The 18,325-nt window shown below is 33.1% G+C and carries 16 protein-coding genes; 14 read left to right on the forward strand and 2 right to left on the reverse strand.

Annotated elements, in window-relative coordinates; all coding sequences use genetic code 11:
- The 5 genes from DM444_RS20570 to DM444_RS20590 form a co-directional block, all read left to right on the forward strand.
- On the forward strand, positions 1 to 2,391 hold a 2,391-nt coding region (locus DM444_RS20570), incomplete at its 5' end, for an Ig-like domain-containing protein (protein ID WP_162615020.1).
- Between the two features lie 47 nt (positions 2,392 to 2,438).
- On the forward strand, positions 2,439 to 3,371 hold the full coding sequence (locus DM444_RS20575; RefSeq protein WP_111290182.1) for a PorP/SprF family type IX secretion system membrane protein: 933 nt from the start codon (positions 2,439 to 2,441) through the stop codon (positions 3,369 to 3,371).
- An 11-nt stretch (positions 3,372 to 3,382) separates the two neighbouring features.
- Complete coding sequence (locus DM444_RS20580; RefSeq protein WP_111290184.1) at positions 3,383 to 5,320, forward strand: OmpA family protein; 1,938 nt, start codon at positions 3,383 to 3,385, stop codon at positions 5,318 to 5,320.
- A gap of 246 nt (positions 5,321 to 5,566) precedes the next feature.
- Positions 5,567 to 7,573, forward strand: coding sequence for an NAD-dependent DNA ligase LigA (ligA, locus tag DM444_RS20585; RefSeq protein ID WP_111290186.1), 2,007 nt, complete (start codon positions 5,567 to 5,569; stop codon positions 7,571 to 7,573).
- Positions 7,560 to 8,249: a lysoplasmalogenase family protein gene (locus DM444_RS20590; protein WP_111290188.1), complete on the forward strand. Its 690-nt coding sequence runs from the start codon at positions 7,560 to 7,562 to the stop codon at positions 8,247 to 8,249. The genes ligA and DM444_RS20590 overlap by 14 nt, the downstream gene beginning before the upstream one ends.
- On the opposite strand, the gene DM444_RS20595 is transcribed toward DM444_RS20590, so the two are convergent.
- Positions 8,236 to 9,147 (reverse strand): bifunctional metallophosphatase/5'-nucleotidase, encoded by a 912-nt coding sequence (locus DM444_RS20595; RefSeq protein ID WP_111290190.1) that lies wholly within the window; start codon positions 9,145 to 9,147, stop codon positions 8,236 to 8,238. The two genes, DM444_RS20590 and DM444_RS20595, sit on opposite strands and share 14 nt — an antisense overlap.
- Positions 9,148 to 9,189: 42 nt before the next feature.
- Positions 9,190 to 9,969 (reverse strand): 5'-nucleotidase C-terminal domain-containing protein, encoded by a 780-nt coding sequence (locus tag DM444_RS20600; RefSeq protein WP_111290192.1) that lies wholly within the window; start codon positions 9,967 to 9,969, stop codon positions 9,190 to 9,192.
- Positions 9,970 to 10,016: 47 nt separating this feature from the next.
- On the opposite strand from DM444_RS20600, the gene DM444_RS20605 reads away from it, so the two are divergent.
- From DM444_RS20605 to fabV, 9 genes are all read left to right on the forward strand, one after another.
- Positions 10,017 to 10,529: a DUF6913 domain-containing protein gene (locus DM444_RS20605; RefSeq protein WP_111290194.1), complete on the forward strand. Its 513-nt coding sequence runs from the start codon at positions 10,017 to 10,019 to the stop codon at positions 10,527 to 10,529.
- Between the two features lie 14 nt (positions 10,530 to 10,543).
- Positions 10,544 to 11,425 carry a 4-hydroxy-tetrahydrodipicolinate synthase gene (gene dapA / locus DM444_RS20610; RefSeq protein ID WP_111290196.1) on the forward strand — a complete coding sequence of 294 codons (882 nt, stop codon included), beginning with the start codon at positions 10,544 to 10,546 and terminating at the stop codon, positions 11,423 to 11,425.
- A 138-nt stretch (positions 11,426 to 11,563) separates the two neighbouring features.
- The gene (locus tag DM444_RS20615; RefSeq protein ID WP_111290198.1) at positions 11,564 to 12,358 is read left to right on the forward strand and encodes an outer membrane protein assembly factor BamD; all 795 of its coding nucleotides are present in this window, start codon (positions 11,564 to 11,566) and stop codon (positions 12,356 to 12,358) included.
- 9 nt (positions 12,359 to 12,367) lie between these two features.
- Complete coding sequence (locus DM444_RS20620) at positions 12,368 to 12,685, forward strand: DNA-directed RNA polymerase subunit omega (protein ID WP_008463064.1); 318 nt, start codon at positions 12,368 to 12,370, stop codon at positions 12,683 to 12,685.
- 7 nt (positions 12,686 to 12,692) lie between these two features.
- Entirely contained in the window at positions 12,693 to 13,907 is a 1,215-nt protein-coding gene (gene coaBC, locus DM444_RS20625; RefSeq protein ID WP_111290200.1) for a bifunctional phosphopantothenoylcysteine decarboxylase/phosphopantothenate--cysteine ligase CoaBC, read from the forward strand.
- A 70-nt stretch (positions 13,908 to 13,977) separates the two neighbouring features.
- Positions 13,978 to 14,862, forward strand: coding sequence for a type IX secretion system protein PorD (gene porD, locus DM444_RS20630; protein WP_111290202.1), 885 nt, complete (start codon positions 13,978 to 13,980; stop codon positions 14,860 to 14,862).
- A gap of 55 nt (positions 14,863 to 14,917) precedes the next feature.
- Complete coding sequence (recN, locus tag DM444_RS20635) at positions 14,918 to 16,570, forward strand: DNA repair protein RecN (protein ID WP_111290204.1); 1,653 nt, start codon at positions 14,918 to 14,920, stop codon at positions 16,568 to 16,570.
- Positions 16,571 to 16,579: 9 nt separating this feature from the next.
- Entirely contained in the window at positions 16,580 to 17,101 is a 522-nt protein-coding gene (locus DM444_RS20640; RefSeq protein WP_111290206.1) for a tetratricopeptide repeat protein, read from the forward strand.
- A 21-nt stretch (positions 17,102 to 17,122) separates the two neighbouring features.
- The gene (gene fabV, locus DM444_RS20645) at positions 17,123 to 18,313 is read left to right on the forward strand and encodes an enoyl-ACP reductase FabV (protein WP_111290208.1); all 1,191 of its coding nucleotides are present in this window, start codon (positions 17,123 to 17,125) and stop codon (positions 18,311 to 18,313) included.
- The last annotated feature ends 12 nt before the right edge of the window (positions 18,314 to 18,325 follow it).

Genomic DNA, 18,325 nt, shown 5'->3' on the forward strand with positions numbered 1-18,325 from the left:
GCTTTAGCTGATGCAGCTACAGGCTGTGAAAGTTCAGTGAGATTGGCTGTAACGATCAGCGTAACTGATCCAGGAACGCCTACGACTACAGACACAACACAGGATTTCTGTCTGGTAAACGCACCGACATTTGCGAGCATTCAGACAAACGAAACAAATGTAGTATGGTATAATGCTTCAACTGGCGGAACAGCAATTCCAGCAGCGACAGCTTTAACAAGCGGCACCTATTATGCAGCTTTAGCTGATGCAGCTACAGGCTGTGAAAGCGCAGTAAGATTGGCTGTAGTAATTACAGTTACAGATCTTGCAACACCAACTACTACAGATACAACACAGGATTTCTGTCTGGTAAATGCACCGACATTTGCAAGCATTCAGACAAATGAAGCAAATGTAGTGTGGTATAGCGCTTCAACAGGCGGAACAGCAATTCCAGCGGCAACAGCATTAACAAGTGGAACTTATTATGCAGTATTAGCTGATGCAGCTACAGGCTGTGAAAGTTCAATTAGATTGGCAGTAACAATCAGTGTGACTGATCCAGCTACACCAACAACTAATGATGCAACACAAACTTTCTGTTCAGGAACAAATCCAACAGTTGCTAATATTCAAGTAAATGAAAGCAATGTAGTTTGGTACACAGCGCAAACAGGCGGAACAGCTTTAGCTTCTACAACTGCTTTGACAACTGGAACAACTTATTTTGGAGCTATAAAAGATCCAGCAACAGGATGCGAAAGCAGTACAAGATTACAAGTAGCGGTTACAGTTGGAAATACAATAAATCCAACTACTAACAATGCCTCTCAAAGTTTCTGTTCAACAAGTGCACCAACACTTGCAAGTATTCAGGTGAATGAAAGCAATGTAACATGGTTTGCATCTGCTACAGGCGGAACAGCAATTCCATCTGGAACACCATTAACTTCTGGAATTTATTTCGGAAACATTGTTGATGCTGCTACTGGATGTGAAAGTTCAACTCGATTACAAGTTACTGTTACAGTAGTTGATCCAAGTGCGACACCAACTACTAACGATACAACTCAAGACTTCTGTACATTAAATTCACCAACAGTTGCCGACATTCAAGTAAATGAAGCAAATGTTGTGTGGTATAGTACAGCTACAGGAGGAACGGCGCTTCCTGCAACAACAGCTCTTGCAACAGGAGTATATTATGGAGCAGTTTCTAGCGCAGTTGGTTGCGAAAATCCAGCTAGATTGGCAGTAACGGTAAGTGTTAATTCACCAGGTGTAATTACAACGCCAAGAACAAATCAGACATTCTGTTTATCAGCTTTACCAACTTTAGCTAATATTTTAGTAAACGAAGCAAATGTAGTTTTCTATACTAGTGCTACAGGAGGAACACCATTAGCTGCAAATACTCCACTTACTGCAACAACTTATTATGCAGCTGCTTTGAGTAATACAACAAATGGTTGTAATAACGGACCAAGATTAGGAATTACAATTGCATTTGAAGATGATGCAGCAGTTCAGCTTACAACCACAGATGATACTCCATGTGTCTTCAAAGGAGTAACCTATTCAATTGCAAACGGAAAATCTGATTATGTATGGACAATTACTGGAGGAACAATCGTTTCTGGAGGTACATCAAATGATGGTTCTGTAACAGTTTCTTGGTCAGACATTGGTCCTGGAACAGTAACAGTTGCTTATACTAACAATTGTAACGAAAGAACAGTTAAAACTTTAAATGTTACTATAGCAAGTTGTTCAGATATAACAATTACTAATACTGTTGATAATCCAACGCCTAATTTTGGTGACCAAGTAACATTTACAGTAACAGTAAACAATGTGGGCGAGGGTGATTTCATAAATACGATTGTTAGTGATTTGCTTCCTAGTGGTTTACAATTAGTAAGTTCATCTGCATCGACAGGAACATTCGATCCAGCAACTCAGATTTGGACAATACCAGCACTAAACGCAGGGCAAAGTGTAACATTGACAATTGTTGCAGAAGTATTGCCAAGCGGTAATTACACAAGTGTTGCAACGGTTGAAATCTCAACACCGTTAGATGTTGATGCTTCAAATAACTCAGCTTCGGTTACAATAGAACCAATTTGTTTGACTGTTTACAATGAGTTTACACCAAATAATGATGGTAAAAATGATTTGTTCAGAATTGACTGTATCGAATCTTATCCAAACAACGAGTTGAAAGTATTTAACAGATATGGAGCGTTAGTGTATAGTAAAGCACATTATGAAAATGATTGGAACGGAACAGCAAATGTTTCCGGAGTTGTTAATAGAGGAGATATGTTGCCAACAGGTACTTATTTTTATGTGATAACCATTGGAGATGGAACGGTTAAAAAAGGCTGGTTGTCTATTATGAGATAATCCACTTCTATTAATCATCTAATTAATTAAACTAAATAAGTATCGTTATGAAACTATATATAAAATCATTAGAAACGTATTTCATTTTAATATGTTCTTTTATCACGGTTTGCGCCACAGCGCAGCAAGATCCCGAATATACACAGTATATGTATAATACTATGGCGGTAAATCCAGCTTATGCTGGATCTACCGGAACCATAGAAGCAGCACTTTTATATCGTTCTCAATGGGTCGGAATTTCCGGAGCACCAGAAACACAGTCCTTTTCAATTCATTCTCCTTTACGAAATGAAAAATTAGGTCTAGGTTTAAGTATTGTAAATGATAAAATTGGCCCTTCTAATGAACTATATCTTGATGGAAATTTCTCTTATTCAATACCTCTTGGGTATGAAAAAAGACTTGCTTTTGGTTTGAAAGCAGGTACGAGAATGTTAAACGTCGATTGGTCTAAAGGAAGATATTACGATGATGACGATGTTTTGTTAAATCAGAACATCAACAATCAGATGAAACTAGCAGTTGGAGCAGGGGTTTATTATTATACCAATAAATGGTATTTAGGATTCTCAATTCCAAGTTTTATTCAGAATGATTACTATGACGATGTTAGAGAATCTGTAGATTATGATCGTCTGCACTACTATTTAATGGGAGGTTATGTTTTTGATTTAAATCCAAATTTGAAATTTAAACCTGCATTTTTAGTAAAAGCGGTAAGCGGAGCACCACTTACAGCAGACGTGTCAGCAAATTTCATGATTCAGGAAAAGTTTGTCATAGGAGGAGCGTATCGAACAGATGATTCTGTGAGTATACTAGCAGGTTTTCAAATATCACCAAGTTTTTATCTTGGATATGCCTTTGATTACACTGTAAGCCAATTGAACAAATACAACGATGGTTCACACGAAATCATCTTGCGTTATCAATTTGTGAAAAACCAAAGCAAAATTAAATCTCCTCGATTCTTCTAAAAATAAAACTTATGAGAAAACTATATATCCTATGTTTAATTTTGAGCGTTACGTTTAGTTTCGCTCAAAAAACCAATTTGAAGAAAGCTGATGCTTTGTTTAAAAACTATTCTTATTTGGATGCTTCTAAAGCTTATGAAGAATGTTTGCAAAACATAAAAAATCCATCGGCACAGACTTTGAAAAACGCTGCAGATTCATACTATTTTATTTCTGATTCTAGAAATGCGCTTAAATGGTATAGAAAATTGTATGAAGTTCAAGGAAACAATCTTACTGATATTTACTATCTGCGTTACATTCAATCTATGAAAGCAGTTATGGATTATGATGAAGCAGATAAAATCACGAAGGAATATCTAGATAAAAAAGGAGATAAAGTAGAAGCTAATCGTTATGTTGCCCAAAAGAAATATATGGATAGCGTAGCAAAAGCAAAACCTCTTTATACCATTAAAAATTTAGATATCAATACTAGTAAATCAGATTTTGGAGCTACGTTTTTTAATGATAACATAGTGTTTACTTCGGCTCGTGATACAACCAAGTTCAGTGAGAAATTATATACTTGGAATAATCAGCCTTTTCTAAATCTTTATTTTGCAGAAAGAAATCCAGCAGATGGAAGTTTATTCAACGAAACTGTATTTCTTCCAAATGTAATGACCAAATATCATGAAGCAACTGCAAGTTTTGATAGCCAAGGAAAAACGATTTATTATTCAACCAATATTGTAAAGAAAAACAAATTGGTTATTGATGACGCAAAAGTCAATAATTTTCAAATAATTAAAGGGTCAATCGTCAATAATAAGTTAGAGAATCCGCAGAAAGTATTTTTTGACAGCGATGATTATTCTGTAGGACATCCAGCATTAAGTGAAGATGGACAATGGCTTTTCTTTGCTTCAGATATGCCAGGCGGATATGGCGAAACAGATTTGTATGTCGTAAAAATTGCTGCTGATGGTACGATGAGTTCACCTCAAAATTTAGGACCAAGTATTAATACTATTGGTAATGAAGTGTTTCCATTTTATCAAAACGGAGTTTTATACTTTTCATCTGATGGACATTATGGCTGGGGAGATTTAGATGTTTACGAAAGTAAATTTTTAGCAGACGGAAGTTTTACTACACCAAAAAATCTTGGCGCGCCAATCAACAGTAACAAAGATGATTTTTCTTTTATAATTGATAAAACTGATTCTTACGGTTATTTTTCATCAAATAGAGCGGAAGGAAAAGGAGATGACGACATTTACTCTTTTGAAAAAGGAAAACCAGTTTGCAATCAAAGTATTTCAGGAATAGCTGTAGATCGTAAAACTAAAGCACCATTATCTGATGTTACGATAATGGCTTACAACTCTTTTAGTGAAGTCTTGGGCGAAACCAAAACCAATTTTGATGGGAAATATGCTATTGAAGTTCCTTGCAACAAAATCGTTAAAATGATTGCTGCAAAACCAAATTATAGCAGTGATGATAAAACGGTAGAAACAACGAAGGAAAATGGTGGCGAAATCACAAATGTAAACTTCGAATTAAGCAATTACGATGACTTAGTTGTAAAGAAGCAAGGTGTTGAAAAAGTTGACGTAAATCCAATTTATTTCGATTATGACAAATACGACATTACACCAAAAGCTGTAGAAGAGTTGACAAAAGTTGTGTTCATTATGCAGAAATTTCCAAACATCAGAATCAAGATTGAATCTCACACTGATTCACGCGGAAAAGATGCTTATAACTTAAAACTTTCAGACAATAGAGCAAAATCAACAAGAGATTATATCCTTTCGCAAGGCATAGAAGCTTCTCGAATTGAAAGCGCAATTGGCTACGGTGAAACGCGACTAATTAACAAATGTAAAAATGGTGTAAAATGCACCGAAGAAGAGCATTTATTAAATAGACGTTCAGACTTTATCATTATTCAAAAATAGTTCTATATTTGTACTGTAAAATGTTGATTATCAGTGAGAAATATAAAACGTCAAAACCATTTGGAAGTTGGTTTTTTTAATTCTTTTTTAAGAATAATGGACAAGGAGAAAATCAGACTGCATGAACTTGCAGTCTGATTTTTGATTTTTTAAAACTTTCATTTTTTATGCATTTGAACAAAAATAAATTCTAATTTTGATAATAAGTTATTTATTACCATAATCTACAATATTTTAAAATTATCTATGAGCATTCAAGAGACCATTCAAACACTACGAAATGAACTTAATCAACACAATTACAACTATTATGTGTTAGACAATGCTACGATTTCAGATTATGATTTTGATATTAAGCTCAAAGAACTTCAAGATTTAGAAAATAAACATCCAGAATTTTTTGATGAAAACTCGCCAACACAAAGAGTGGGAGGAACTGTTACCAAAAATTTCAAAACTATAGCGCACCAATATAGAATGTATTCTTTGGATAATTCTTATTCTAAAGAAGATCTTTTAGACTGGGAAAATCGTATTCAGAGAGTTTTAGGAAATGTTGATTTGCAATATACCTGCGAATTAAAATACGATGGAGCTTCAATCAGCATTACTTACGAAAACGGAAAATTAGTTCAGGCATTAACGCGTGGAGACGGTTTTCAAGGTGATGAGGTAACAAACAATATTAAAACAATAAAATCAATTCCTTTACACTTAAAAGGGAATTATCCGGATAAATTTGATATTCGAGGTGAAATTATTCTGCCATTTGCTGGTTTTGAAAAAATGAACCAGGAATTAATTGAAATTGGAGAAACGCCATATTCAAACCCAAGAAATACGGCTTCGGGAAGTTTAAAATTACAAGATAGTGCTGAGGTTGCAAAACGTCCATTAGAATGTCTTTTGTATTTTGTTACAGGAAATAATCTGCCGTTTGCTTCTCAATATGAAGGTTTAGAATCGGCTAGAAGCTGGGGATTCAAAGTGCCAAAAGAAGCAAAACTGGTGAACAGCATGAACGAAGTTTTCGATTTTATTGATTATTGGGATGTTCACCGCCATAATTTACCTTACGAAACAGATGGAGTTGTAGTAAAAGTTAACAGCATTCAGCATCAAGAAGAATTAGGCTATACTGCAAAATCTCCTCGCTGGGCAATTGCTTACAAATTCAAGTCAGAACAGGTTTCTACCAAATTAAAATCAATTTCTTATCAAGTTGGACGAACTGGTGCAATTACGCCAGTTGCTAATTTAGAGCCTGTACAGCTTGCGGGAACTATTGTTAAAAGAGCTTCTCTTCACAATGCAGATCAAATTGAAAAATTAGATATTAGAATAAACGATACTGTTTTTGTTGAAAAAGGAGGAGAAATTATCCCAAAAATTATTGCAGTAGATTTAGAGAAGCGTCCTGAGAATTCAGAAAAAACAAATTACATCACACATTGTCCTGAATGTGAAACAGAATTGGTTAGAAACGAAGGAGAAGCCAATCATTATTGTCCAAATTTCTACGGATGTCCTCCACAAATTATAGGAAGAATTCAGCACTACATTTCAAGAAAAGCAATGGATATTGAAGGACTTGGAGGCGAAACAGTGGCGCTGCTTTTCAAGAATGATTTAGTGCATAATTATGCCGATTTGTATGAATTGAAAGTCGAAGACATTCTGCATTTGGAAAGGATGGCACAAAAATCGGCAGAAAACTTGGTAAACGGAGTTCAGAAATCAAAAGAAATTCCTTTTGAAAGTGTTTTGTTTGCGCTTGGAATCCGTTTTGTGGGAGAAACTGTAGCAAAAAAACTAGCAAAACATTATAAAAATATTGATGCTTTAAGTAAGGCCTCATTAATGGATTTGGTTTTGGTTGATGAAATTGGAGAAAGAATTGCAAAAAGTGTAATTGAATTTTTCGAAAACGAAGAAAACCAAAAAATTATCGAACGCTTAAAAAGTTACGGAATACAATTTGAAATTGAAGAAAGGATTAACCCAAATGCTACAGAAAAATTTGTTGGTAAAACATTTGTAGTTTCTGGAGTATTCAGTCAATTTTCAAGAGACGAATTGAAGAAAACCATTGAAGACAATGGAGGAAAAGTAGGAAGCTCAATTTCTGCAAAAACAGATTTTGTTGTTGCAGGAGATAATATGGGGCCAGCAAAATTAGAAAAAGCAACTAAATTAAATATCCCAATATTGTCAGAAGACGATTTTATAAACAAATTGAATGAAACCGAATAAACCATCATTAATTTTGTTTTTTATGGCACTGTTGTGTACAATCATTTTTGATTGGACAGAGCAGGATTTTTTTGGGACTTACGCCAAAGCAATTGTTCTTCCTGCTATTTTTATTTATTATTTAATTAGCAGTGAGTTTAGGATCAGAAAAACAGAAGGATTGATTTTCTTTTTTTGTTTCGTTGGACAAGTTTACGATCTGATGGATATTGAAAGTTCTGAAATTGGAGGGGTAATCAGTTTTTTAATTGTTTACCTTTTAATTGTATCCATATTTATTAGGGAACACGAAAGAATAAAACTAACCAAACGTGATATTCTTCCTATTTCGATTGTGGTCGTTTTTATTGTTTATCTCCTAATTTCTGTTTTAAGTTTACAGCTCGACAACATGAAAAAATTCAATATGATTTACACCGTTTACGGAATCGTTTTGAGTGTATTAAGCTATTTCTGTTTTGTAAGTTACATCACAAAAGGAACACATATTGCTTTACTGATGTCGTTAATGGCAATAAGCTATATCTTTTCAGATATCTTTTATATTTTTAATGAGTATTTCTCGTATTCAGTCGTTTTAGTCTTAATACGAGATATAACTCAAATTCTAGCTTATTTCTTTATGGTAGAATACTTTTTAGAAAAAGCTAGAATTCAAAAACCTATACAACAATAGTTGCACTTTGATTAGTATGCGGTTTGTCTTTGTCTAAATAGAAATCAATTCGGCCTAAATTAATTCCGTAACATCCAACTTGATTTACCAGCACATCTTTACCAGCTTTATTTTTTACAATTGTCGGTTTGTCTAAGAAAGTATGAGTATGCCCGCCAATAATTAAGTCAATATCTTGAGTTTGTTCAGCAAATGTCAAATCGCTAATTTTAGTTGGATCGTCTTTATATTTGTAACCTAAATGCGAAAGGCAAATTACCAAATCACATTTTTGTTCTTGTTTTAAAAGTTTTGTCATATCCTGAGCAACTTCAACAGGATTGTTGTAAACTGTTTCTAGATATAATTTTTTATCTACTAAACCTTGAAGTTCAATTCCAACACCAAAAACACCAACTTTAATTCCGTTTTTATTGAAGATTTTGTACGGTTTCACATGACCGTCCATAACCGTGTTTTTAAAATCATAATTAGAATTGATAAAGTCGAAAGTTGCGTGAGGAAGTTGCGCGTATAATCCGTCAAGACCATTATCAAAATCATGATTACCAATTGTTGAAGCATCATACTTCATCATGCTCATCAATTTGAATTCTAATTCTCCACCATAATAATTAAAGTATGGCGTTCCCTGAAAAATATCTCCAGCATCCAATAAAAGTACATTCGGGTTTTCTTTACGAATCGTTTCAATCAATGCAGCACGACGAGACACACCACCTTTGTTAGGATTACGCGGATCATCAGCAGGAAAAGGATCAATGTGACTGTGCACATCATTAGTATGTAAAACTGTTAAATGCTTAATATCGTTAGTTTCAAAACTGCTCAAAGACAATCCTAAACTTAATAGGGCAGTACTTGCTGCTGTTTTTTCGATAAACTCTCTTCTTTTCATTTTATATTTTTTTGCAGAAATGCTTGTGTTTTTCTTTAATTTTTATTCTTCGGTAATTCTGATATCTTTTGGAGCCAGAACAGTATCTACTTCTTTAAAATAATCAATCAGCACATTTCTAAGCTTATAATTTAAGTCAAATGTTTGAACACCTTTTGCAAAGAAAGTCATGCTGTCGCCACCATTTGCTAAATAATCATTTGTGGCAACATAATAAATCTTATTCAGATCAAGTGGTTTTCCTTGAATCATAATATTTTTAGCAGTATTCTCTTTCGTGATCGTAAACGTCATTCCAGACAAAGGCTGTGGTTTCTTCTCCTTTATAATATAAGCGGCAATATCTTGAATTTGCTCTCCCTTTAAGCCAATCACAACAAGATTATTCTCGAAAGGCATAATTTCAAAAGCTGTTCTTGTTGTAACATTTCCCTTAGGAAGAATGGCACGAATACCGCCATGATTTAAAAGGCATAAATCGATGCTTTTATTTTCACGGGTTTTAAAAACAACATTGCCTCTCTGTAAACAAACATCAGCCAGTAAGCTTCCAATACTTGTTTGCCATTTTCCAGTGCTTTTGTCAAGTGTTTCAGGGCAATAAGCCAAAACATTATCTAAATCTTGATTAATATGATCGCGATAAGGTTTAATGAAGTTTTCGATTTCAGGAGTTTCAGCAGTCTTTTCAGTAACAGGAATCTGCTTTCCTTCGATCTTAGTTAAATTGTAGTTTTTCGGACTACAGGAAAATATAAAAAAAAGTGTTAAGAATATAACAAAAAGTTTTAAAAATCCGTTATACTTTTTTAGTTTTACCATTTTAAATGCAACTTAAATAATTAATTTTGTAATCTAGTAAAAGTACTATGTTTTTAAATTATACAAAGGAATTTTTTGTAAAAAAATCATTAAATATTAATTTAAATAAAGAAAAAAGCGAAGTATTTACTAAAAACATTCAATCTATTGGTTTATTGATAGATGAAAGCAATTTCGAACATTCAGATGAATTGATAAAAGAGCTAACGCTTCACGGAATTGCTTTAGAAAACGTAAAAGTTCTTGCATACAGAGAAAAATTCAAAGAAAAAGAGACCTATTCTCGACCAACTTTTGGTAAAAACCATGTCAATTGGAGGGGGAAAATTACGGAAGATTTTTTGAATGAATTTATGAATTCAGAGTTTGATCTTTTGTTGAGTTATTATGATGTGGAAAACATTATTTTGAAACTCATAACAAGCGAATCGAAAGCTAAATTTAAAGTCGGATTTTCTGCAGCAGATCAAAGTTTAAACCGTTGGATGATTAATACAGAATTAGGAAATTATAAACTGTTCGTTTCAGAATTGTTTAGGTATTTAAAAAATATAAAATAAATTATAATTAAAATATGCAATCATTAATAGGAACTGGTGTTGCGCTTGTAACGCCATTTAAAAAAGATTTTTCAGTTGACATTGAAGCTTTACAACGAATTGTAAACTTTTCTATAGATGGTGGAGTAGAGTATCTTGTTGTGATGGGAACAACTGCAGAAAATGCAACCCTTACAGCGGAAGAGAAAGAATTGGTTATAAAGACTGTAATCGATGTGAATAAAGGAAGATTGCCTCTAGTTTTAGGAGTTGGAGGAAATAATACTATGCAGATTGTTGAAGAATTAAAAACACGAGATTTTTCTGCTTTTGAAGCGATATTATCTGTTTCACCATATTATAATAAACCTACTCAAGAAGGAATTTATCAGCATTTTAAAGCAATTGCTGAAGCTTCTCCAGTTCCAGTAATCTTATATAATGTTCCAGGAAGAACTGCAAGTAATATGTTGCCTGCAACAGTTGTTCGTTTGGCTAATGATTTTAAAAATGTAGTTGCAATAAAAGAAGCTGCAGGAGATATGGCTCAAGCAATGCAGATTATTAAAAATGCTCCAAAAGATTTCTTAGTGATTTCTGGAGATGATATGCTTGCGCTACCAATCGTTTTAGCGGGTGGAGCAGGAGTTATTTCTGTGATTGGTCAAGGTTTTCCTAAAGAATTTTCAGAAATGATTCGTTTAGGATTGAATAAAAAAGCTGCAGATGCATTCAAAACGCATTACTTTTTGTCTGATAGTATTGATATGATTTTTGAACAGGGAAATCCAGCAGGAATCAAACAAATCTTCCAAGCCTTAGGAATTGCTGATAATACAGTTCGTCTTCCATTGGTTTCAGTAGATGATTCTCTTGCCACAAGACTGAATGAGTTTGTAAAAAACAGCATTAAATAATTGTTAAAGTATTAGTATTTTAAGATACTAAAAAATTATTTTGCAGTCGCTAAATTAATAACTAAATTTGCCACCGAAACTTCGGTGTGATTTTGTTTTGGCATAATTGTCCTAAGAAATCATAATAACAGTAAGAAAATGAAAAAAATAGTATCGCTATTAATTGTTGTTGCCCTTTTTTGTTCTTGTAGTGAGTATCAAAAAGCTTTGAAAAATGAAGATGTTGCAGCAAAATTTGACATGGCAACAAAAATGTATGATGCTGGTAAATATTCAAAGGCAATTCGCCTTTTTGAACAGCTGGCCAGTTCTTACCGAGGAAAACCTCAGGCGGAAAAGCTATTTTACATGTTTTCACAATCGTATTATAAAACAAAACAATATTATTTAGCTGGATATCAGTTTGAAGCATTTGTTTCAGGTTATCCACGAAGTGAAAAAGTACAGGAAGCTGCGTTTTTAGGCGCATATAGCTATTCAAAATTGGCTCCAGTTTATAGTTTAGATCAGACAGATACTGTAAAAGCATTAGAGAAATTACAAGCTTTTATTGATAATTACCCAAATTCAGAATATGTTGCGCAGGCAAACGAAACGGTACAGAAACTAAATGGAAAACTGGAGAAAAAAGCATACGAAAATGCTAAAGGTTATAATACAATTTCAGATTATAAATCAGCATTAGTAGCTTTTGATAATTTTATTGCTGATTTCCCTGGAACACCTTTTAAAGAAGATGCATTGTTTTATAAATATGATTCTGCATACCAATTAGCAATAAACAGTATTCCTCAAAAAATGGAAGAACGTTTACATGTAGCGCAGGCTGCTTATGCTAATTTGATGAAGTTTAAAAGCGATACAAAATACAAAAAACAGGCAGACGAAATGAATGCCAGAGTTGAAACAGATTTACAAAAATTTACTAAATAAAATAAAGTCATGGATTTAAAAAAGACGAATGCTCCTGTAAACACAATAACTTACAATAAAACAGTTATTGAAGAGCCAACAGGAAATGTGTATGAGGCAATTACCATTATGGCTAAAAGAGCAAATCAAATTAATTCAGAGATTAAAAAAGAATTGACTGAAAAATTAGAAGAGTTTGCAACTTATAATGATAGTCTAGAAGAAGTTTTTGAAAATAAAGAACAAATTGAAGTTTCTAAATTTTACGAAAAATTACCAAAACCACACGCTTTAGCTGTTCAAGAATGGTTAGACGGTAAAACTTACCACAGAAGTTCAAATAAATAATAGTACAATGTCAGTTTTAAACGGGAAAAAGATTTTACTGGGTGTTTCCGGTGGAATTGCAGCGTATAAAACAGCCACTTTAGTACGACTTTTTATAAAAGCAGGTGCACATGTCCAAGTGATCATGACACCTGCTTCTAAGGATTTTGTAACCCCACTTACATTATCTACTTTATCAAAAAATCCAGTACATTCAAGTTTCTTTAATCAGGATGATGAAGATGAAGTTTGGAACAACCATGTTGAATTAGGTCTTTGGGCCGATTTAATGCTGGTTGCGCCTGCTACTGCAAATACATTATCTAAAATGGCTACAGGAAACTGTGACAATCTTTTAATTGCTGCCTATTTATCGGCAAAATGTCCAGTTTATTTTGCGCCTGCAATGGATTTGGATATGTACAAACATCCCTCAACTTTATCGAGCTTTGCTGCATTAAAACAGTACGGAAATGTTATGATTCCTGCTGAAAGTGGAGAATTGGCAAGTGGTTTGTCTGGTGAAGGACGAATGGCTGAACCTGAAAATATTATCGCCTTTTTAGAGGCTGATTTAGAAAGTAAATTGCCTTTAAAAGGAAAAAAAATACTGATTACTGCAGGTCCAACATACGAAGCAATAGATCCTGTACGTTTTATTGGAAATCATTCTTCAGGAAAAATGGGATTTGATATTGCCAATGAAGCGGCAAGTTTAGGTGCAGAAGTATTTTTAATTGCTGGCCCTACACATTATAAGGCTAAAAGCAGTTTGATAAAAGTCGTTGATGTGGTTTCTGCTCAAGAAATGTATGATGCTTGTCATCTATATTTTAATGAAGTTGATGTTACGATTGCGGCTGCGGCTGTTGCAGATTATAGACCAAAATTTGTTGCAGATCAAAAGATTAAGAAAAACACAGAGGAATTTTCGATTGAACTTGAAAAGACAAAAGATATTTTATCTTCTTTAGGGGCGATCAAAAAGAATCAGTTTTTGATTGGGTTTGCATTAGAAACTGAAAATGAAATTGAAAATGCTAAGTTGAAAATTCAGAAAAAAAACTTAGATTTGATTGTTTTAAATTCCTTACAAGATAAAGGTGCCGGTTTTAAAAAAGAAACCAATAAAGTAACGTTTATTGACAAAAATTTTGAAATTGAACCAATGGAATTAAAATCAAAAGAATCTGTTGCGGCTGATATTTTGAATAAAGTTATTCTGCATTTTTCAAAATCATAAATTTAAAATACACGCCGAAAGCATAATTTGGAAACAACTTATGTTTGTAAAATTAAATATATAGACGATTATGAATAAAATAGTTACACTATTAGTATTTTTAAGCTTTGGTTTTGTACAGGCTCAACAGCTAAACTGTACAGTAACTATTAATACAGAACGTCTAACAAATCCAAACAATCAGGTTTTTAAGACGCTTCAGACTTCTTTGTCTGAATTTGTAAATAAAACAGATTGGACTGGAGCAACTCTTAAACAGAATGAAAGAATTAACTGTTCGATGTATATTACTTTGTCATCAAACAGTTCAGATCAATTTACAGGAACAATTCAAGTTCAATCTTCAAGATTGATCTTTAATTCTACTTATTCTTCTCCAGTTTTAAATTACAACGATAAAGATTTCAATTTTAGATATACTGAGTACGAACCACTCTTGTTTAATCCAACTACTTATGAGTCAAATTTGGTTTCTGTTGTATCTTATTATTGCTATTTAATTTTAGGAATGGATGCTGATACTTTCCAGATGGGAGCAGGAAATCAGTATCTTCAAACAGCGCAAAATATTGCCAATGTAGCACAACAAGGCGGATTTAAAGGCTGGAGTCAGGCAGACGGAATTCAGAATCGTTATTACCTAATTAACGATATGATTGCGCCAACGTACAGTGACTTACGTCAGGTAATGTTTGCTTATCATAATGGTTTAGACGGAATGACTGTTGATTTAAAAGCTTCTAAAGAAAAAATAAAATCTTCATTAATGCTTATTGGTAAATTGAATTCGGTTAAGCCAAATGCTTTTATAACCCGTGTTTTCTTTGATGCAAAATCAGATGAAATTGTTTCTATTTTTTCTGGCGGGCCAAGTATTACAATTACCGATTTAACAGATGTTTTAAATAAAGTGTCTCCGTTAAATTCTACCAAATGGTCACAGATTAAATATTAAAATCTGTTTTCAAATTTATAATCTTCCTTAACCTTTATTTTTATAAAATTGCCCTATGATTACTTCACTGTCAATTAAAAATTATGCTCTTATTGAAAAGCTAGCTATAGATTTTTCTAAAGGTTTTTCTATAATTACAGGTGAGACAGGAGCAGGGAAATCTATTATTTTGGGAGCTATCGGTCTTGTTTTAGGAAAGAGAGCTGATCTTACTTCTTTAAAAAATAAAGAAGAAAAATGTGTCATTGAAGCACAATTTGAAATCGGAAAATATAATTTAAAAGAGTTTTTTGAAGCTAATGATTTAGATTATGAAGATGAAACAATCATTAGAAGAGAAATTCTGCCTTCAGGTAAATCCCGCGCTTTTATAAATGACAGTCCTGTAAACCTTCAGGAATTGCAAGATTTGAGTCTGTATTTAATTGATATTCATTCGCAGCAGCAAACTCAGGAATTATCAGAAGAAAATGTTCAGTTTAAAATTATTGATGCGATTGCAAATAATGTAGAAATAATCGCTGAATATCAAAAACTGCTTAAATCTTATAAATCAGATAAATCGAAATTGAACGCTTTGCTTAAAAAACAAAGCGATGCTGGAAAAGAGCAAGAATACCATACATTTTTATTGAATGAATTGGTTGCGGCTCAATTGAAATCTGGTGAGCAAGAAGAATTAGAAGCTGACTACGAAAAGCTAAATAACGTTGAGATAATTAAAGAATCTCTAGATAGATCTTTAGCAATTGCAAATGAAGAGCAGTTTGGTGTTTTTCATAATTTAAATGAAATTAAAAATGCATTGCAAAAAATAGCTCCTTTTTCTGTAGAATATCAGAATTTGTTTGAAAGAATAACAAGTTTAACTATTGAATTTGATGATGTTTCTAAGGAATTAGTAAACTGTTCAGAAAAATTATTGAATGATCCAGTACAATTGGAGTTGGTAAGTCAAAAATTACAATTGATTTATAATTTGCAGAAAAAACATCAGGCAAATTCTGTAGATGATTTGCTTCAAATTCAGTCTGATTTAGGAAATTCTTTATTGGAGCTGGATAATATGGACGAAGAAATAGCTTCTTTATCTAAAATTATCGAAGAAAAAGCTTCTGAACTAGATGATTATGCATCTAAAATACATTCAAATAGAGTAAATGCAATTCCGAAATTATCAGAACAGTTAATTTCAATTTTAGAAACATTAGGAATGCCGAATGCTCGTTTTAATATGGAGCTCCTTCCTTCAGAAGCTTATTTCCAAAATGGAAAAGATGAATTGCAATTCTTATTTTCTGCCAATAAAGGAACCGATTTCGGTTTATTGAAAAAAGTAGCCTCTGGCGGAGAAATGTCTCGTATTATGTTGGCTGTCAAAGCAATTTTGGCTAAATATTCCAAATTGCCAACATTGATTTTTGACGAAATTGATACTGGAGTTTCTGGAGAAATTGCAATCAGAATGGGTGAGATTATGAAAGAAATGAGCTCAACAATGCAGATATTTGCTATCACACATTTACCGCAGATTGCAGCAAAAGGAGATTCTCACTTCAAAGTTTCTAAATCTACTATTGGAGACGATACGCAGTCAGAGCTGAAACTTTTATCACAAGAAGATCGAATTATCGAAATTGCTCAAATGTTATCTGGAGCAAATATTTCAGATTCGGCATTAAATCACGCAAAACAATTATTGAATTAAAATACCACAATGGAAAGTCTAAGTTTTTACGAAAATCAGTTTATAAAAGCAGATTCGTTAATTTCTGAGGGAAACTCAGCAGATGCCAAAGAATTGCTAGAAGAAATACTATCTCAGTATCCTGATTTTGGAAAAGCACACAATCATTTAGGATGGATTTATTACAATAAGCTAAGCGATTTCGAAAAAGGAATTTACCACTATAAATTGGCCATGAAATTTGATCCTAAATATCCTGCGCCATATTTAAATTATACTTATTTGCTAATTGATATTGGAAGATATGAAGAAGCAAAAAAGCATATTGATTTTACTAAAGCAAATTTAGAAAACGCTGATAACTCTTCTTATAACAGTGAATTAGGTAGAATGGCGGAATATGAAAACCAATATACCGACGCTTACAACTTTTATAAAGAAGCGAAGAAAAATGCATTAAACCCAAATTTTATTGACAATATGAGCGCTAATATGAAAAGGGTTAAGGATAAAATGTCTATTTTTGAAAAATTAAAACTGAAATTGAAATAATACAAAAAAAATAATTGCAAGATGATTATAGAACCTAGAATGAGAGGATTTATTTGTTTGACTGCCCACCCAACGGGAGCTGAGCAAAATGTAAAAAATCAAATCGAATACGTAAAATCTAAAGGAGAAATCGCTGGTGCTAAAAAAGTTTTAGTTATTGGTGCTTCTACAGGTTTCGGATTGGCTTCAAGAATTACTAGTGCTTTTGGTTCTGGTGCATCAACAATTGGAGTGTTTTTTGAAAAACCACCAGTTGAAGGAAAAACAGCTTCTCCAGGATGGTATAATTCTGCAGCATTCGAAAAAGAAGCTAATAAAGCAGGTTTATATGCAAAAAGTATTAACGGGGATGCTTTCTCAAACGAAATTAAAAGAGAAACGCTAGATTTAATCAAAGCTGATTTAGGACAAGTTGATCTTGTTATTTATAGTTTAGCTTCACCAGTACGTACAAATCCAAATACAGGTGTTACGCACCGTTCAGTTTTAAAACCTATCGGACAAACATTTACAAATAAAACTGTTGATTTCCATACAGGAAAAGTTTCAGATGTTTCTATCGCTCCTGCAAACGAGGAAGATATTGAAAATACTGTAGCAGTTATGGGAGGTGAAGACTGGGCAATGTGGATTGATGCTTTGAAAGCTGAAAATTTATTGGCTGAAGGAGCTGTAACAGTTGCTTATTCTTATATTGGACCATCATTAACTGAAGCAGTTTACAGAAAAGGAACAATCGGTCGTGCAAAAGATCACTTAGAAGCTACTGCATTTACTATCGAAGATTCTTTAAAATCTATTGGAGGAAAAGCTTATGTTTCTGTAAATAAAGCTTTAGTTACTCAAGCAAGTTCTGCAATTCCAGTAATTCCATTATATATTTCTCTTTTATATAAAATCATGAAAGAAGAAGGAATTCACGAAGGTTGTATTGAGCAAATTCAGCGTTTATTCCAAGACAGATTATACAATGGTTCTGAAGTTCCTGTTGATGAAAAGGGAAGAATCAGAATTGATGACTGGGAAATGCGTGAGGACGTTCAGGAAAAAGTGGCTAAATTATGGTTAGAAGCAACTACAGAAACATTGCCAGAAATTGGTGATTTAGCTGGTTATAGAAGTGATTTCTTAAATCTATTCGGATTTGAAGTGCCTGGTGTTGATTATAATGCAGACACAAACGAAGTTGTTGAGATTGAAAGTATCAAATAACAATATTTTACT

It is taken from the genome of Flavobacterium ginsenosidimutans (genome assembly GCF_003254625.1).
Lineage (GTDB): Bacteria > Bacteroidota > Bacteroidia > Flavobacteriales > Flavobacteriaceae > Flavobacterium > Flavobacterium ginsenosidimutans.

Excerpts from the sequence above, each read along its gene's own strand:
- DM444_RS20575 (WP_111290182.1), top strand. The coding sequence starts at position 2,439 with ATGAAACTATATATAAAATCATTAGAAACGTATTTCATTTTAATATGT.
- DM444_RS20580 (WP_111290184.1), top strand. The coding sequence starts at position 3,383 with ATGAGAAAACTATATATCCTATGTTTAATTTTGAGCGTTACGTTTAGT.
- ligA (WP_111290186.1), top strand. The coding sequence starts at position 5,567 with ATGAGCATTCAAGAGACCATTCAAACACTACGAAATGAACTTAATCAA.
- DM444_RS20590 (WP_111290188.1), top strand. The coding sequence starts at position 7,560 with ATGAAACCGAATAAACCATCATTAATTTTGTTTTTTATGGCACTGTTG.
- DM444_RS20595 (WP_111290190.1), bottom strand. The coding sequence starts at position 9,147 with ATGAAAAGAAGAGAGTTTATCGAAAAAACAGCAGCAAGTACTGCCCTA.
- DM444_RS20600 (WP_111290192.1), bottom strand. The coding sequence starts at position 9,969 with ATGGTAAAACTAAAAAAGTATAACGGATTTTTAAAACTTTTTGTTATA.
- DM444_RS20605 (WP_111290194.1), top strand. The coding sequence starts at position 10,017 with ATGTTTTTAAATTATACAAAGGAATTTTTTGTAAAAAAATCATTAAAT.
- dapA (WP_111290196.1), top strand. The coding sequence starts at position 10,544 with ATGCAATCATTAATAGGAACTGGTGTTGCGCTTGTAACGCCATTTAAA.
- DM444_RS20615 (WP_111290198.1), top strand. The coding sequence starts at position 11,564 with ATGAAAAAAATAGTATCGCTATTAATTGTTGTTGCCCTTTTTTGTTCT.
- DM444_RS20620 (WP_008463064.1), top strand. The coding sequence starts at position 12,368 with ATGGATTTAAAAAAGACGAATGCTCCTGTAAACACAATAACTTACAAT.
- coaBC (WP_111290200.1), top strand. The coding sequence starts at position 12,693 with ATGTCAGTTTTAAACGGGAAAAAGATTTTACTGGGTGTTTCCGGTGGA.
- porD (WP_111290202.1), top strand. The coding sequence starts at position 13,978 with ATGAATAAAATAGTTACACTATTAGTATTTTTAAGCTTTGGTTTTGTA.
- recN (WP_111290204.1), top strand. The coding sequence starts at position 14,918 with ATGATTACTTCACTGTCAATTAAAAATTATGCTCTTATTGAAAAGCTA.
- DM444_RS20640 (WP_111290206.1), top strand. The coding sequence starts at position 16,580 with ATGGAAAGTCTAAGTTTTTACGAAAATCAGTTTATAAAAGCAGATTCG.
- fabV (WP_111290208.1), top strand. The coding sequence starts at position 17,123 with ATGATTATAGAACCTAGAATGAGAGGATTTATTTGTTTGACTGCCCAC.